A 15743-nucleotide genomic window follows, 5' to 3' on the forward strand; every position below is an offset into this window, starting at 1 on the left:
ACGGGATTATACAGAGTTGCCTTTCACATGGGTAGCACGGACTACTCTGATGGTTTTTTCTCCAGCTAATCGAGCAAAGGCAACACTTGCTGCGCAGCCAAAGCATGCGCCACCGGATTCCAGTGGCCATCCATCGGCAGGAAGTCCATGCGCTCTTGCCGCGCCGCCCAGTGGGCGGCAAACACCGGCTGCATGTCGGCCACCTTGTAACCATGTTTTTCTGCGCTGGCGATAAAGAATTGCCGGTCGTCGCCATGCCAGCCCGGCGCCACCTGGCCCGGGCCGTACAGCGCCTTGCGGTCGCCATCGACCAGGAACACGAAGTTGATGCCGCTGGCCGCGCCCAGCGCTTGCAGGCGGTTCAGGTAATACTCGACGGCGGCGCCGCGCGCCGGATCGGGGCCTGTCGCGGCTGCGGCCGCCACTGACGCGGCCGCTGGCCGGCCCAGGCTGCGCCATTTGGACGACAGCCAGTCCGGCAATCTGAGGCTGTAATAAATATAGCGCGCCAGCGCCGAACGCGACACCAGCAGCTTCGCCTTCGGTTCGGTGTACGCTTGATGCACCACCCGCACCGCGCCGTGGCTGACCTCGAAATTGCTGTGGCCACGCACCGCGGGTGCCAGGATGTCGGACAAGTCGTTCGGCTCGACAAACAGCACCACGTTGCGCGGATGAATGCGCGGCACATAATACGCCAGCACGTCCAGGCTGTCGGCCAGGCCGTTGCCCGAACTCGACGCCGCATACACCGCGCCGCCCAGCGCGTGGTCCAGCCGGCCTTGCACGGTATCGGGATAATCCAGCATCAGGCTTTCGATGAAGCTGTCGCCGATCACCAGCACCCGCGCATCGTCCTTGAAGTCGGCCGAATTGGTGAAACCCTGCAGATTGGTTTGGCCGCGCCGCGCATTGTCCAGCGCCCAGCCAAACGAATACACATATTTTTGTTCCGGCAAATAACGGCTGAACGGCGTAGCGGCGTCGCTGGCCGCCAGCCGCAAGCCGGAAAACACCGGCACGCATTGCAAGGCGACTTCCAGTACCAGCGCCATGGCCGCCGCTCCCACACCGATTGCGATTGAAGTACGCATGTTGCCGCCTAAAAATTAAAATACAGGAATTCGGACACGCCGCGCGTTTCGCTGATGGCCAGCAGCAGGAAACACAGCATCAGCAAGGCGCCCAGCAACATGCTGCCGCGCGTGCCTTCCAGCGCGCGTTCCTGTTCCGGGCGCATGCCGCGTCCCAGTAACTGGTAGGCGTTCGGCAACAGGAACGCGACCATGGCGCAAGCGGCCAGCCACCATAAGCACATATCGAGTTGCATGATGCGGTTGACGCCCAGCAGCGTGCCTTGCATGGCCGGCGTCAAGGTGCCGCCGGCCATGCCGTTGAGCAGATCCAGCGCGACCGGCACCGAAGCGGCGCGGAAAAACACCCAGGCCAGCACCACCGCCAGGAACGTGGCGGCGGCGCCCGGCACGCGGATGAGTAGACTGTCGCGGCCGCCCAGCAGACGCCGCAGCGCGTGGTTGACGATCAGGTACAAGCCATGCAGCGCGCCCCACAGCAGGTAAGTCCAGTTGGCGCCATGCCACAAGCCGCCCAGCACCATGGTGATCAGCAAGTTCAGGTAGCGCTGCATGCTGCCCTTGCGGTTGCCGCCCAGCGGGATATACAGATAATCGCGCAAGAAATTGGACAGCGTGATATGCCAGCGGCGCCAGAACTCGATGATCGACGTGGCCTTGTAGGGCGAATCGAAATTGATCGGCAAGACGATGCCGAACAGATAGGACAAGCCGTAAGCCATGTCGGAATACGCCGAAAAATCGAAATACAGCTGGAAGGTGTAGGCCAGCGCGCCGGCCCACGCTTCCAGCATGCTCAGGTGGTGGTAATGCAGGTCGAACACCGGCCCGACAAAGCGCGCCACGCCATCGGCCAGGATCACTTTCTTGAACAAGCCGATGGTAAAGAACGACAGCCCGACGACAATGCGGCCGCGGCTGAATACATGCGAAGCCGGCCGCTCGAATTGCGGCATCATGTCCTTGTGATGCAGGATAGGGCCGGCGATCAGGTGCGGAAAATACGTGACGAACAAGCCATAGCTTTCAGGCTGGTAATCCTTGACCTTGCCGGCGTGACAATCGACCAGGTAGGCGATTTGCGTGAAAGTAAAAAAGGAGATGCCAATCGGCAAGGCAATGCCGATAGTCCGCCACGGCGCGCCGGTCAGCCAGGCCAGGTTGCCGATTAAAAAGTCGGCATACTTGAAAAACACCAGCAAGGACAAATTGAACACCAGCCCGCACACCAGCCAGGTCTTGGCGGCCGGCAAGCGCCCTACTTCGCGGCGCTGCGAAATAGCGCGGCCGATGACAAAGTTGCTGCATATCGACACCCCCAGCAAGGGCAAGAAGGCGATATCCCAGTAGCAATAGAAGGCGATCGACGCCAGCAGCAGGAAGATGATCGACAGGCGCAGCGAATAGGTCGATAAAACAAAATAAGCAAGCAGGGCCAGCGGCAGGAATACGAGAAAAAACGGAAATGAATTAAATAGCACTGGGCAATCTCAACACAAGTAAGTTACCCATAGGTAATGGGATCTCAAAAAATTCGTTGCGATTGTATCATTTATATGATTTTTTAATAATCATTTCCTGATAATAAGATCAAGTTTTCACCTTCGATGCCACACCGCCTGCAAGCCGCTACCCGGGCACGATCGCCGTCACCTCGATCTCGACCCGGGCCTCGTCCTCGATCAAACCGGCCACCTGCACCGCCGTCATCGCCGGAAAGTGCGAACCGATGATGTCGCGGTAAGCCGCGCCGATCTGCTTGTAGGCCGCCACGTATTCCTTCTTGTCGAGCACATACCAGGTCATGCGCACGATGTGTTCCGGCCGGGCGTCGGCCTCGGCCAGCACCGCCACCACGTTCAGCAAGGCCTGGCGCACCTGGCCGGCGAAATCGGCGGTGTGGAACTTGCCCTGGCCATCCCAGCCTATCATGCCGCTGACGCAGACGGTGCGCCCGCTGGCCGCCACGCCGTTCGAATAACCACGCGGCCGGACCCAGCCCGGCGGCAACAATATGTCCATATTCAGCTCTTTCTATTCTGTCGTTGCATCGCGCAGCAATTCGCGCGCGATGATCAATTGCTGCACTTCGGTCGCACCTTCGTAAATGCGCAGCGCGCGGATGTCGCGGTACAGCCGCTCGACCGGATGCTCGCTGACCACGCCCAGCGCGCCAAACATTTGCACCGCCGCGTCGATCACTTGCTGCGCCGTTTCGGTGGCCGTCATCTTGGCCATCGCCGCTTCCCTGGTGACCCTGGCGCCCTGGTCGCGCCGCCATGCTGCGCGGTAGGTCAGCAAGGCCGCCGCATCGATGCCGGTCGCCATCTGCGCCAGCTTCGCCTGCGTCAGCTGGAAGTCGGCCAGCGTCTGGCCAAACATCTTGCGCTGCATCGCGTGGCGCAGCGCCTCGTCGAAGGCGCGCCGCGCAAACCCCAGCGCCGCCGCCGCGACCGAGGTGCGGAACACGTCCAGCGTCGCCATCGCCACCTTGAAACCCTGCCCGGCCGCGCCCAGCATGCGGCTGGCCGGGATGCGGCAATCGCGCAAGGTCAAACGCGCCAGCGGGTGCGGCGCGATCAGGTCGATCCGTTCGGCGATCTCGAAACCCGGCGTGCCGGCATCGACGATGAAGGCGCTGATGCCGCGCGCGCCGGGCGCTTCGCCGGTGCGTGCGAACACCACGTAAAAGTCGGCGATGCCGCCATTGGAAATCCAGGTCTTTTCGCCGTCCAGGACGTAATCGCCGCCATCCAGCCGCGCCGCGCATTGCAGCGCCGCGACGTCGGAACCGGCCTGCGGCTCGGACAGGGCGAACGCGGCGATCGCCTCGCCGCGCGCCACCTGGTCCAGGTACGCCGCCTGCTGCGCCGCGCTGCCGAACAGGCTGATCGCGCCCGACCCCAGCCCCTGCATCGCGAACGCGAAATCGGCCAGGCCGGCGTGGCGCGCCAGCGTTTCGCGGATCAGGCAAATCGCCCGCGTGTCGATGGCGCCGACCGCGTGCCGCAGCCAGCCGGCCCGGCCCAGTTGCAGCACCAGCGCGCGGCACGCCCGGTCGACGTCGCCGGCGTGGCCATCGTTGATATTGGCGCTGGCCCAGGCATCGAGTTCCGCTTCCAGCGCGGCGTGGCGCGGCTCGAAGAACGGCCAGTCCAGATAGGTTTTATCGCTCATTTTAGTCGCCCTCGAATTGCGGTTTTTCCTTGGCCACAAACGCATGGTAGGCGCGGTGAAAATCGTTGGTCGCCATGCAAATCGCCTGCGCCTGGGCTTCCGCCTCGATCGCTTCGTCGATGCCCATGCTCCACTCCTGCTGCAGCATTTTCTTGGTCATACCATGGGCAAAGGTCGGGCCGGCGGCCAGGCCGGCCGCCAGCGCCTGCGCCGCGGCCAGTAAATCGGCCGGTTCCTGCAAGCTGTTGAAAAAGCCCCAGCGTTCGCCCTCGCTACCCGACATCGAGCGGCCGGTGTACAGCAATTCGCTGGCGCGGCCCTGGCCTATCACGCGCGGCAGCAAGGCGCAGGCGCCCATGTCGCAGCCGGCCAGCCCTACCCGGGTGAACAGGAAGGCGGTCTTGCTGCGGGCCGTGGCCAGCCGCAGGTCGGACGCCAGCGCCAGCATCGCGCCGGCGCCGGCGCAAATGCCGTCGATCGCCGCGATCACCGGTTGCGGACAGGCGCGCAGCGCCTTGACGACGTCGCCGGTCATGCGGGTAAACGCCAGCAGGCCGGGCATGTCGAGCCGGGTCAGCGGGCCGATGATGTCGTGCACGTCGCCGCCGGAACAGAAATTGTCGCCGGCGCCGCAGATCACCACCGCCTTGACATCGTCGGCATGGGCCAGCGCGCGGAACAGTTCGCGCAGCTCGGCATACGAATCGAAGGTCAGCGGATTCTTGCGCTCGGGCCGGTTCAGCGTCAGCGTGGCGACGCCGTCGCTGACGCTGAACAGGAAGTGGCGCGCCTGGTAAGCCGCCAGGCTGGTCCGGTTGCCGGGCAATTGCTGCGCCTGGCCGGGAAGATATCGCATGCGAACTTGCTCCTCAGGGTCCTGGTACTTCGTTTAACTGCTGCTTCATCTGCGACAGCAGCGTAATCAGCTGTCCCTTGTCGTGCGGCGTCACGCCATGCAGCAATTCGGCGATCCAGCCTTCATGCACCACCGCCATCTCGGCGAACGCGCGCCGGCCGGCGGCGGTCAGCTTGACGCTGTAGGCGCGTCGGTCCTTCGGGTCCGCCACCCGCACCACCAGCTTTTCCAGTTCCAGCTGGTCGGTGATGCCGGTGATATTGCCGCCGGTGACCATCATCCGTTTCGACAGTTCGCCCATGCGCAAGCCTTGCGGATGGCGCTCCAGCTGCGCCATCAAATCGAAGCGCGGCAAGGTGATGCCGAACGTCGCGCGCAAGCGGCTGCGAATTTCATTTTCGATCTTGACCGTGCACGACAGCATGCGCAGCCACAATTTGAGCGACTGGTGATGGTCTTGCGTCAGCCGGCTGGCCAGGTCCAGCACTTCGCTGCCTTCGCCGTGCGGCGCTGGTTCTTGTTCTTGTTCAGTACCCGACATTATCTATCCCAGAGTTATCCTCGATTACATGGCTGATTACATCACCTCGCCGCCGGCGACGGCGATCGATTGACCATTCATGGCGGCCGACTCGGGCAGGCATAACCACAGCACCGCGCCGGCCACCTCTTCACTTTGCACAAAGCGCTGCTGCGGATTGCCGGCGTACAGCCCGGCGCGCGCCTGCGCCTCGCTGCGCCCGGTCTTGCCGACGATGGTGGCGACCGCCTGGCGCACGATCTCCGTGTCGGTAAATCCAGGACATACCGCGTTCACCGTCACGCCCTTGCTCGCCACTTCCAGCGCCAGCGCGCGCGTCAGGCCGATCACGCCGTGCTTGGCCGCCGCATACGCGCTGACGTAGCGGTAGCCGGTCAGGCCGGCGGTCGACGCGATATTGACGATGCGGCCCCAGCCAACCTCCAGCATGCCCGGCAAGGCGGCCTGCATGCAATGGAAGACGCCGTCCAGGTTGACCGCCATCATGCGCCGCCACAGCGCCGCATCGGTCTTGCCGAACGGCGCAGAACCGGCCTGGCCGGCATTGTTCACCAGTATGTCGATGCGGCCGGCCTGTTCTGCGGCGGCCTGGAAGCCCGTTCGCACCGAGTCTTCATCGGCCACGTCGAGCAGCACCACGCCGACCTTTCCCGGCTCGCTCAACTGCTGGCGCGCAGCCTGCAATTTAGCGCCATCGCGGCCCGCCAATGTGACATAGGCGCCCCGTTGCAGCAAGGCGCGCGCGACCGCCAGGCCGATGCCGCTGCCGCCGCCGGTGACCAGCGCATGTTTTTCATGCAATACCATGTCAGCCCTCCAGCAGCCGGGCCGCGATTTGCTGCGCACTCAGGCCGGTATTGGCGGCCGCCAGTTGCCGCTCGCGCTCCAGGTTGCGTTCCAGCTGCTGCTTGGCCGGCCGGTACTGCTTCGGCCAGGCCACCGCCTGGTAGCCGATCCTGGCCGCTTCGCTCAAAGTCCAGGCCGGATTGGCCAGGTGCGGCCGGCCGACCGCGCACAAATCGGCGCGGCCGGCGGCGATGATGCTGTTGGCGTGGTCGGCCTCGAAGATCGAACCGACCGCCATCGTCGCGATGCCGGCCTCGTTGCGGATGCGGTCGGCGAACGGGGTCTGGAACATGCGGCCGTACACCGGCCGTTCCAGCTTGCTGACCTGGCCCGACGAACAATCGATCAAGTCGGCGCCGGCCGTCTTGAACAGGCGCGCGATCGCGACCGCGTCATCCGGCGTGATACCGCCTTCCACCCAGTCGTGCGCCGAAATGCGCACGCTGATCGGCCGCTCTTGCGGCCAGACCGCGCGCATCGCGCCAAACACCCGCAGCGGAAAGCGGCAACGGTTTTCCAGGCTGCCGCCATACTCGTCGCCGCGCCGGTTGGTCAGCGGCGAAATGAAGCTCGACAGCAGATAGCCATGCGCGCAATGCAATTCCAGCCAGTCGAAACCGGCCTCCGCGGCGGCCCTGGCCGCGGCCACGAAATCGGCTTCGATGCGCGCCAGGTCGGCCACCGTCGCGGCGCGCGCCACCTGCGACACGCCATCCAGGTATTGCTGCTCGGACGCCGCCAGCAGCGGCCAATTGCCGTCGGCCAAGGGCTGGTCGATGCCGTCCCACATGGCCCGGGTCGAGCCTTTCGGCCCGGCGTGGCCCAGTTGCACGGCGATCTTCGCATCGCTGTTGGCGTGCACGAAATCGACGATCCGGCGCCATGCCAGCGTATGTTCCGGCGCGTACAGCCCGGGGCAGGCCGGCGTGATGCGGGCATCGGCCGACACGCACGTCATTTCGGCAAACACCAGCGCCGCGCCGCCCATCGCCCGCGCGCCCAGGTGCACCAGGTGATAATCGCCGGCGACGCCGTCGAGCGCGCTGTATTGCGCCATCGGCGACACCACGATGCGGTTTTTCAAGGTCAGGCCGCGCAGCTTGAACGGCGTCAGCATCGGCAATACCTTGTCGCTTGGGTCCGGCGGCGGCAAGCCGGCCTGCTCGCAGGCGCGCCGCGCCAGCCACCCCTCGTAAGCGGCGACATAGCCCGGGTCGCGCAAGCGCAGGTTTTCATGCGACAGGCGCTGGCTGCGGGTCAGCATCGAATAGGCGAATTGCGGCGCCTCCATCGCGCTGTAGCGTTCGACGTTTTCAAACCATTCCATCGAATTGCGCGCCGCGCTCTGCAGCTTGGCCACTTCGATCGCGCGCGCCGCCTGGTACTGTGCCAGCGCCTGCCGCACATCCGGCTGGCCGTCGCCAGCGCAGCAGCGCGCCAGTTCGATCGCGTCTTCCAGCGCCAGCTTGGTGCCGGAACCAATCGAATAATGCGCGCTGTGCGCCGCGTCGCCCATCAGCACCACCGGCACCGCGCCATGCCAGTGCACCCATTGGCGACACACCACGCGCGGGAAGGTGATCCACATCGCCGAGCCGCGCAAATGCGCGGCGTTCGACAGCAGCGCATGGCCATCGAGCCGGTCGGCAAACAGGCGCTCGCAGAAGGCGATCGCCTGTTGCTGGCTCATCTGTTCCAGCCCGGCCGCGCGCCACACGCTTTCCGGCGTTTCGACGATGAAGGTCGACGTATCGCCATCATACTGGTAGATATGGGCCTGGAACCAGCCGAATTCGGTTTGTTTGAAAGCAAATGTAAACGCATCGAACTTCTTGCGCGTGCCCAGCCACACAAAACGGCACTGGCGCGCCTCGACCTGCGGCTGGTAACTGGCCGCATAGCGCGTGCGGATGCGGCTGTTCAAGCCGTCCGACGCGATCACCAGCTCGGCGCCATACTGACGGGCGATGTGCTGGTCGTCCTTGACGTCGGTCTCGAACACCAGTTCCACGCCCAATTCCTCGCAGCGCCGCTGCAGGATATTGAGCAAGTGCTTGCGGCCGATGCCGCAAAAGCCGTGCCCGCCCGACGTCACTTTTTCACCCTTGAAAAAGACGTCGATATCGTCCCAGTGATTGAACGATTGCAGGATGGCGCGCGCGCTGGCCTCGTCGGCGCGGACCAGGTTGCCCAGCGTCTGGTCGGAAAACACCACGCCCCAGCCGAAGGTATCGTAAGGCCGGTTGCGCTCGATCACCACGATGCGGTGGCCGGGATGTTGCTGCTTCATCAGCAGGCTGAAATACAGGCCGGCCGGGCCGCCGCCTATGCATACGATATTCATGATTCCCTTATCTGGTGTCTATCCCGGCAGGCACTTGCCGCGCAGCTTGAAACGCTGCAGCTTGCCGGTCTCGGTGCGCGGCAAGGCCGGCAAAAAGCGCACCGCGCGCGGATATTTATACGGCGCGATTTCCTGCTTGACGAACTCTTGCAAGATCCGCGCCATCTCGTCGCCAGCGTCGAAGCCGGGCTTGAGCACCACGTGCGCTTCGACGATTTGTCCGCGCCGCTCGTCGGGACGGCCGGTGACGGCGCATTCGGCCACCGCCGGATGGCGCAGCAGCGCGTCTTCCACTTCCGGCCCGGCGATGTTGTAGCCGGACGAAATGATCATGTCGTCGGTGCGCGAGCGGTAATAAAAATAGCCGTCCTGGTCCATTTCATAGGCGTCGCCGGTCAGGTTCCAGCCGTCGAACACGTAATCGGCCTGGCGCGGATCGGCCAGGTAGCGGCAGCCGGTCGGCCCCTTGACGGCCAGCCGGCCGATCACGCCGGGTCCGAGCCGGCGCCCGTCGCGGTCCAGGATGCAGGCCTGGTAGCCCGGCACCGGCTTGCCGGTGGCGCCGCGGCGGATGGCGCCGTCGGCCGCTGAAATGAAGATATGCAGCAGCTCGGTGGCGCCGATGCCGTCGATCATCGCCAGTCCGCTGGCCGCCTGCCAACCGTCGCGGGTGGCCAGCGGCAGCGCTTCGCCGGCCGACACGCTGCGCCGCAGGCTGCCGATATCGTAATCGGACACCAGCGGCGCCATCTGGCGGTAAAAGGTCGGCGCCGTGAAACACACGCTGGCGCGGTGATCCTGTATCGCTTGCAGCAAGCTTTCCGGCGTCAGTTTTTCCAGCAGCACGGCGCAGCCGCCTACCCGCAGCGGAAACAGCAGCAAGCCGCCCAGGCCGAAGGTGAACGCCAGCGGCGGCGTGCCGATGAAGACGTCGTCCGGCCGCGATTGCAAGATCGAACGGGGAAAACAGTCGCAAATGGCCAGCACGTCGCGGTGAAAATGCATGGTCCCCTTCGGCACGCCGGTGGTGCCGGACGTGAAGCTGATCAGGCAGATATCGTCGGCGGCCGTGTCGACCGTCTCGAACGTGCCGGACTGGCGCGCCATCAGCGCTTCCAGCCCCTGCGCCACATCGGAGCCGGAGCCGGGGTCGGACGCGGCGCCGAAATACAGTGTCGCCGGCAAGCGCTCCAGCGTATCCAGCTCGTCCCGCAACTCGTCGGCGCACAGCACCGCGTTGACTTGCGCCTTGGCGATGATAGACGCCAGCTCCTTGCCGCGCAATAGCGGCATGGTCGGCACCGCGATGCAGCCGGCCTTGATCACGCCGAGGATGCAGGCCGCCATCATCGGATGGTTGGCGCCGCGCAGCAGCACCCGGTTGCCGGCGGCCAGCCCCATCTCGCCGCGCAGCACGGCGGCGATGCGGTTGACCTGGTCGAGCAGCTCGGCATAACTCCATTGCCCGCGCGCGCCGCGGATCGCGATGCGCGCCGGATCCGGCTGGCGATCGAGCAATTCGGCGACGCAGTTGAGCCGCGCCGGATAGCGCAGTTCCGGCAAATCGAACAGCAAGTCCGGCCACTGCTCGCGCGGCGGCAGGTTCAGGCGCGCGAATTGATCGGTATAAGCGGATGCCGCAGTGGAGATGCCCATGATCGCCCTGATATAGTAAAAGTTTTATCTGTGCGCCTTGCCTGCTGCACGTCACGCAGATACTTTAAACCTAAACTATCTCGCCATCAAGCGCAATTTCAGTTTTCCATGCTTTGCCGGCGCACCAGGCCGGACTGGTGGATCACGGTGCCCACCACGTCGGCCAGCACCGCTTGCAGCGTATCGCTGGACAAGCCGCCCGGCGCCAGGCCGGCCAGTGCGCGCGCCGCGCCGTTCAGGCCCAATGTCACGCAGCCGACATGCAGCCGGTCGACCCGCGCCTGCGCCTCGGCATGCTCGCCGCGCGCCAGCAAGGCGTCCAGTTCGCCGCTGGCGGCCGCCAGCTGGTTCTGGAAGCCGGCCAGGTAGACCAGCAACCGTTCGGCGTTGATGCCGAGCCGCTGCTGGGTCAGCCGGGGCGCTTCGGCCGCGTGCTGCGCGCCGTCAGCCCGGCCCAGGCTGGCGTCCAGGTGCAAGCGCACCTGGTCGACCTGGAATGGCTTGACGATATAACCGGCCGCGCCCGACAGCGCCGCATGCTGCACCGTTTCGCGGTCGGTGGCCGATGAGACCAGCACCAGCGGCATGTCTTGCAGCGCCGGATCGGCCTTGACCCTGGCCAGCAATTCCATGCCGGATAAACGCGGCATGCGCACATCGCAAAAGCAGATCGCCGGACGCAAGCCGTTTTGCAACTGCTGCCACGCATCCTCGCCATCCTCGGCTTCCACGATATCAAACGTGCCGCAACTGTCGACCAGATGCATCAACACCATGCGCGACACGACATCGTCGTCCACCACCAAAACTTTCATTTTTTAAATCTCCAATACCGGCCCAGGCCAGATTTCTTATATCGCTGCAACACGCGTGCAGGTGTTGCGTTTAGTTGCCTTTATATTACATCAGAACCGGAAACCAGCCCGTTCATTTTACAAGCGGGCCGCCGGTTCGCCGAGATTGGCCAGCATCTCGCGCAAGCGCGGCAGGCCGTCCTGCAAGCGCGGCCAATGCCGGTGGTCGGCGGCCTCTTCCAGCTCGCTGCACAGCACATGCAATTCCATCTCATCCAGATAGGCGGCGCTGCCCTTCAAGCCATGCAGCAAGCGCCCGGCCGCGTCAAAGTCGTGCGCGTCCAGCGCCGCGTCGAGCTCGCGCAAGCGGCCTTCGATGTCGCCGGCGAACGCGTCGCGGATGCGCCGCTTCAAGTCCGGGCTGCGCACGCCATGCCGCGGCGCGGCGCCCGGCCCCAGCGGCGGAGCAGCGGCGGCGGCGACCCCGAACAGCACGTCGAGTTCGCTGGCGCCGGCCAGCGCGCGCGGCGCCGGCATCAGCGGCAGCATGATGCCACGCTGCAACTGGCGCTCGATCGCCCGCGCCAGCTGGAAGTGCAGCGCGCCGTCATCGATCGGCTTGGTCAGGAACGCATCCATGCCGGCCGCCAGGTAGCGGCTGCGGTCCTCCTCGCTGGCGTTGGCGGTCAGCGCGACGATCATCAATTCCTGATCGCGCACCGGCGCGTCGGCCGGGCCGCCGGCGCGGATCAAACGGGTGGCGCTGGCGCCGTCCATGTCCGGCATGCGCCCGTCCATCAGGATCAGGTCGTAGCGCGTATGGGCGCAGGCGGCCACCGCCAGCGCGCCGTTCGGCGCGATATCGACCCGGTGGCCCAGGTCTTCCAGCATGACCCGGATGATGATCTGGTTGGTCGGAAAATCCTCGGCGCACAAGACCCGCAACTGGTGGCTGTGCGGTTCGCGTTCGACCTGCGGCACCAGTGGCGGCGCCACGCCGTCGGCCAGCGGCACGGTAAAGATGAAGGTGCTGCCGGCCCCGGGCGTGCTGGTGGCGCTGATTTCGCCGCCCATCAAGTCGACCAGCTGGCGGCAGATCGCCAGGCCCAGCCCGGTGCCGCCATAACGCCGGGTGGTGGTCGAATCGGCTTGCTCGAATTTCTGGAACAGCCGCGCCATCGCGTCGGCGTCGATGCCGATGCCGCTGTCGGTGACGATGAAACGGATCAGGTTGACCGGCCGGCCGCCCGGGCCCGGCGCCACGCCGGCCCGTTCGACCCGCACCGTGACGCCGCCGCGCTGGGTAAACTTGAACGCGTTGCCGACCAGGTTGACCAGCACCTGGCGCAGCCGGGTCGGGTCGCCGACGACGAACAACGGCAAGTCGGGCGCGAAGTCGATCGCGAAGCCGATGCTGCGCGCCGCCGCCTGCTCCTCGAACAGGCTGATGACGTTTTCGATCGCCGCGGCCAGCGCGAAGTCGATGTTTTCGATGCTCAGCTTGCCGGCCTCGATCTTCGAAAAGTCCAGCAAGTCGTTGATGATCGCCAGCAGCGACTGGGCGTTGGCCTGGCCGCGCAAGATCTGTTCGCGGGTCGAATGGTGCAGCAAGCGGTCGCGCAACGCGAAGCCCAGCATGCCGATCACGCCGGCCAGCGGGGTGCGCATTTCATGGCTCATATTGGCCAGGAATTCGGATTTCTGACGGGTCGCGTCCTCGGCCTTCTGTTTCGCCAGGCGCAGCCGTTCCTCGTTATCCTGCAAGGTGCGGTTCGCTTGCGCCAGGTCTTCGGTATGGCGGCGCACCTGTTTTTCCTGCTTTTGCAGCAGGCTGTTCTTTTGCTCGACTTCGTTGGTGCGCAGCGATACCTGGTGTTCCAGCCAGCTCTTCTGGCGCCGCAAGCCGTGCAGGCGCGCCTGGTACAGCAGGAAGCCGCCGCCCAGCACCAGCGCCGCCAGCAGGCTGCGGAACCACCACGTCTTCCAGAACGGCGGCGTGATGGTGATCGCCAGCGTGGCGCCGCGCTCGTTCCACAAGCCGTCCTTGTTGCTGGCCTTGACGCGGAACACATACTGGCCCGGATCGAGGTTGGTATAGGTCGCGAAACGCTTGCTGGCGTCGGTGATGACCCAGTCCTGGTCGAAGCCTTCGAGCCGGTAGGCGAACTCGTTGCGCTGCGGCGCGGCGTAATGCAGCGCCGCGAATTCAAGCGAGAACACGGTCGCGTCGCCGCTCAGCGTCAGCGCGCCGGTATGGTCGATGACGCGCTTGAGCACATCCGGATAGTCGCCGCGCCCGGCTTGCACGCTGCGGTTGAAAATCTGGAAATCGGTCACGACCACCGACGGCGGCACCCGGTTGTCGCGGATCGCGCCGGGATCGAAGGCGGTAAAGCCGTTGAAGCCGCCGAAATACATGGCGCCATCGGTGGCGCGCAGCGCCGAGCCGTCGAAATAAGAGCCTTCGACGATGCCGTCGCTACTGTCGTAGTTGCGGAACAGGCCGCTGCGCGTATCGAGATGGGTGATGCCGCTGTTGGTGCTCAGCCACAGGCCATCCTTGTCGTCGCCGAGGATGCCGGCCACGGCGTCGTCGGCCATGCCGTTCTTGCGCAGGTAGCGCCGGAACCGCGGCACGCCGTCGGCGTCGATTTCCATGCGGTTCAAGCCGCTGGCGGTGCCGACCCAGATGACGCCCTGCCGGTCTTCATACAGCACATGCACTTCATCGTGGCTCAGGCTGGTCGGGTCCTTGCTGTCGTGGCGGAAGCTCTTGAAGCGGCCGGTCTTGCGGTCCATCAGGTCGAGGCCGTTGAAGGTGCCGACCCACAGCCGGCCGGTCCGGTCTTCCAGCACCGGCCGCACCACATTGTCGGACAGGCTGCCGCTGTCGGACGGATCGTGGCGGTAGGTGGTAAACGCCAGCGTGTCCTGGTCGACCCGGTGCAAGCCGCCGCGGGTCGAGACCCACAAGGCGCCGCTGCGGTCGGTGTACAGGTTGCGGATAGTGTCCTGGGCCGGGTCGCTGCGGCTGAAGCCGATGCTGGTGAAGCGTTCGCGCGCGATATCGAAGCGGTGCAGCCCGGCGCGCCCGCCGACCCACAGCGCATTGCCCTTGCCGCGCCACAGCGACGCCACCTGGTCGTCGCGCATATTGACGGGCGACTGGGGATCGATCACATGAAACACCCGCGCCGTGCCGGTGGCCAGGTCGAACAGGTTCAGGCCGCCATTGCTGCCGATCCACAGACGACCGGCGCCGGCGTCGGCCAGCGCGCGGATCTTGCGGTCGGACAGTGATGTCGGATCGTCCGGCACCCGCACCACGCGCGCAAAACCGCCGCTGCCCAGGTCCACCCGGCTGACCCCGTTATACCAGGTGCCGACCCAGAACACTCCGGTGCGGTCGCGGTACAGCGCCGAAATCTGGTTGTCGGCGACGCTGTACTTGTCGCTCGGCTGATGGCGGTAAGAGAGGAACTGGTCGCTTTCCGGCAGCCAGCGGAACAAGCCGTCGCCATTGCTGCCGAGCCAGATGTTGGCGTCGACATCCTGGTACAGGCTGGTAACCCGTTTCAGTTTCAAGCCATGGTCGGCGTTCAGCCGGGTGCGGTGCGTCTGTACGCCGTTGCCGGTGCCTTGCAAGCGCCAGCGTTCGACGCCGGCCATGGTGCCGATCCACAGGTTTTGCTGGCGGTCGACCATCAAGCCCTGCACGCAATTGAATTTCGAATTCGGGTCGGCCTGGTCGATGACAAAATGCTGGAATTCGGTGGCGCCCGGCGCCAGCATGTCCAGCCCGGTATTGGTGCCGACCCACAAACGGCCGGCGCCGTCGCGCACCAGCGCGTTGACCTTGTCGTCCTTCAGGCTGCCAGGATGGGCGGCGGCGCGGTGCCACACGGTAAACAGCCCGCTGGCCGGGTCGAAGCGCTGCAAGCCGTCGGCGGTGGCGATCCACAAGCCGTCGGCGCCGTCGTCGATGATGCCCTGCACATGGCGGTTGCCGTTGCCGCGCTTGCCCGGCTCTTGCGGCGCGAAATGGGTAAACGTGCCGCTGGCCGGGTCGAACAGGTCGAGCCCGCCGTCGGTGCCGACCCACATGCGGCCCTTGGCGTCGATGTGCAGCACCTTGACCCAGTTATCGATCAGGCTGCGGCTGTCGCCCTCGGTATTCTTGTAGGTCATGACGCGGTAGCCGTCGTAGCGGCTCAGGCCGGACTGGCTGCCGAACCACATGAAACCGAGCCGGTCCTGGACGATCGCCAATACCGATTCCTGCGCCAATCCCTGCTCGACGCTCAATTGCTCGAAACGCAAGGTGCGCGGCAGCGCAGCCCCGGCCGCGGCCGTCGCCGCCGGCACGGCGCACAGCAGTAGCATCAGCATCAGCATCAGCAAATGGCGGACATGACGTAAGCGGCGGGCAAACAAC

11 protein-coding genes are annotated in these 15743 nt (G+C 65.2%); all 11 read right to left on the reverse strand.

Annotated elements, in window-relative coordinates; genetic code table 11:
• Positions 1-65: 65 nt before the first annotated feature.
• Positions 66-1094: an alginate O-acetyltransferase AlgX-related protein gene (locus tag GJA_RS18595; protein ID WP_144241593.1), complete on the reverse strand. Its 1029-nt coding sequence runs from the start codon at positions 1092-1094 to the stop codon at positions 66-68.
• A gap of 8 nt (positions 1095-1102) precedes the next feature.
• Positions 1103-2575: an MBOAT family O-acyltransferase gene (locus GJA_RS18600; protein ID WP_038495148.1), complete on the reverse strand. Its 1473-nt coding sequence runs from the start codon at positions 2573-2575 to the stop codon at positions 1103-1105.
• 148 nt (positions 2576-2723) lie between these two features.
• Positions 2724-3116, reverse strand: a complete 393-nt coding sequence (locus GJA_RS18605) for a RidA family protein (RefSeq protein WP_038495151.1) — start codon at positions 3114-3116, stop codon at positions 2724-2726.
• Positions 3117-3128: 12 nt separating this feature from the next.
• Positions 3129-4271, reverse strand: coding sequence for an acyl-CoA dehydrogenase family protein (locus GJA_RS18610; protein ID WP_038495153.1), 1143 nt, complete (start codon positions 4269-4271; stop codon positions 3129-3131).
• A 1-nt stretch (position 4272) separates the two neighbouring features.
• Positions 4273-5127: an enoyl-CoA hydratase family protein gene (locus GJA_RS18615; protein WP_038495155.1), complete on the reverse strand. Its 855-nt coding sequence runs from the start codon at positions 5125-5127 to the stop codon at positions 4273-4275.
• Positions 5128-5140: 13 nt separating this feature from the next.
• Complete coding sequence (locus GJA_RS18620) at positions 5141-5668, reverse strand: MarR family winged helix-turn-helix transcriptional regulator (protein WP_051781105.1); 528 nt, start codon at positions 5666-5668, stop codon at positions 5141-5143.
• A gap of 36 nt (positions 5669-5704) precedes the next feature.
• Complete coding sequence (locus tag GJA_RS18625) at positions 5705-6475, reverse strand: SDR family NAD(P)-dependent oxidoreductase (protein ID WP_038495158.1); 771 nt, start codon at positions 6473-6475, stop codon at positions 5705-5707.
• A 1-nt stretch (position 6476) separates the two neighbouring features.
• Complete coding sequence (locus tag GJA_RS18630; RefSeq protein WP_038495161.1) at positions 6477-8858, reverse strand: bifunctional salicylyl-CoA 5-hydroxylase/oxidoreductase; 2382 nt, start codon at positions 8856-8858, stop codon at positions 6477-6479.
• A gap of 18 nt (positions 8859-8876) precedes the next feature.
• Positions 8877-10514 (reverse strand): AMP-binding protein, encoded by a 1638-nt coding sequence (locus tag GJA_RS18635; protein ID WP_038495164.1) that lies wholly within the window; start codon positions 10512-10514, stop codon positions 8877-8879.
• Between the two features lie 98 nt (positions 10515-10612).
• Positions 10613-11329 carry a response regulator gene (locus GJA_RS18640; RefSeq protein WP_038495167.1) on the reverse strand — a complete coding sequence of 239 codons (717 nt, stop codon included), beginning with the start codon at positions 11327-11329 and terminating at the stop codon, positions 10613-10615.
• A 117-nt stretch (positions 11330-11446) separates the two neighbouring features.
• Entirely contained in the window at positions 11447-15697 is a 4251-nt protein-coding gene (locus GJA_RS18645; RefSeq protein WP_242404578.1) for a hybrid sensor histidine kinase/response regulator, read from the reverse strand.
• Positions 15698-15743: the final 46 nt, after the last annotated feature.

This window comes from Janthinobacterium agaricidamnosum NBRC 102515 = DSM 9628, from assembly GCF_000723165.1.
GTDB lineage: Bacteria > Pseudomonadota > Gammaproteobacteria > Burkholderiales > Burkholderiaceae_D > Janthinobacterium > Janthinobacterium agaricidamnosum.

Excerpts from the sequence above, each read along its gene's own strand:
- GJA_RS18605 (WP_038495151.1), bottom strand. The coding sequence starts at position 3,116 with ATGGACATATTGTTGCCGCCGGGCTGGGTCCGGCCGCGTGGTTATTCG.
- GJA_RS18645 (WP_242404578.1), bottom strand. The coding sequence starts at position 15,697 with ATGCTGATGCTACTGCTGTGCGCCGTGCCGGCGGCGACGGCCGCGGCC.
- GJA_RS18640 (WP_038495167.1), bottom strand. The coding sequence starts at position 11,329 with ATGAAAGTTTTGGTGGTGGACGACGATGTCGTGTCGCGCATGGTGTTG.
- GJA_RS18615 (WP_038495155.1), bottom strand. The coding sequence starts at position 5,127 with ATGCGATATCTTCCCGGCCAGGCGCAGCAATTGCCCGGCAACCGGACC.
- GJA_RS18635 (WP_038495164.1), bottom strand. The coding sequence starts at position 10,514 with ATGGGCATCTCCACTGCGGCATCCGCTTATACCGATCAATTCGCGCGC.
- GJA_RS18625 (WP_038495158.1), bottom strand. The coding sequence starts at position 6,475 with ATGGTATTGCATGAAAAACATGCGCTGGTCACCGGCGGCGGCAGCGGC.
- GJA_RS18620 (WP_051781105.1), bottom strand. The coding sequence starts at position 5,668 with ATGTCGGGTACTGAACAAGAACAAGAACCAGCGCCGCACGGCGAAGGC.
- GJA_RS18610 (WP_038495153.1), bottom strand. The coding sequence starts at position 4,271 with ATGAGCGATAAAACCTATCTGGACTGGCCGTTCTTCGAGCCGCGCCAC.
- GJA_RS18595 (WP_144241593.1), bottom strand. The coding sequence starts at position 1,094 with ATGCGTACTTCAATCGCAATCGGTGTGGGAGCGGCGGCCATGGCGCTG.
- GJA_RS18630 (WP_038495161.1), bottom strand. The coding sequence starts at position 8,858 with ATGAATATCGTATGCATAGGCGGCGGCCCGGCCGGCCTGTATTTCAGC.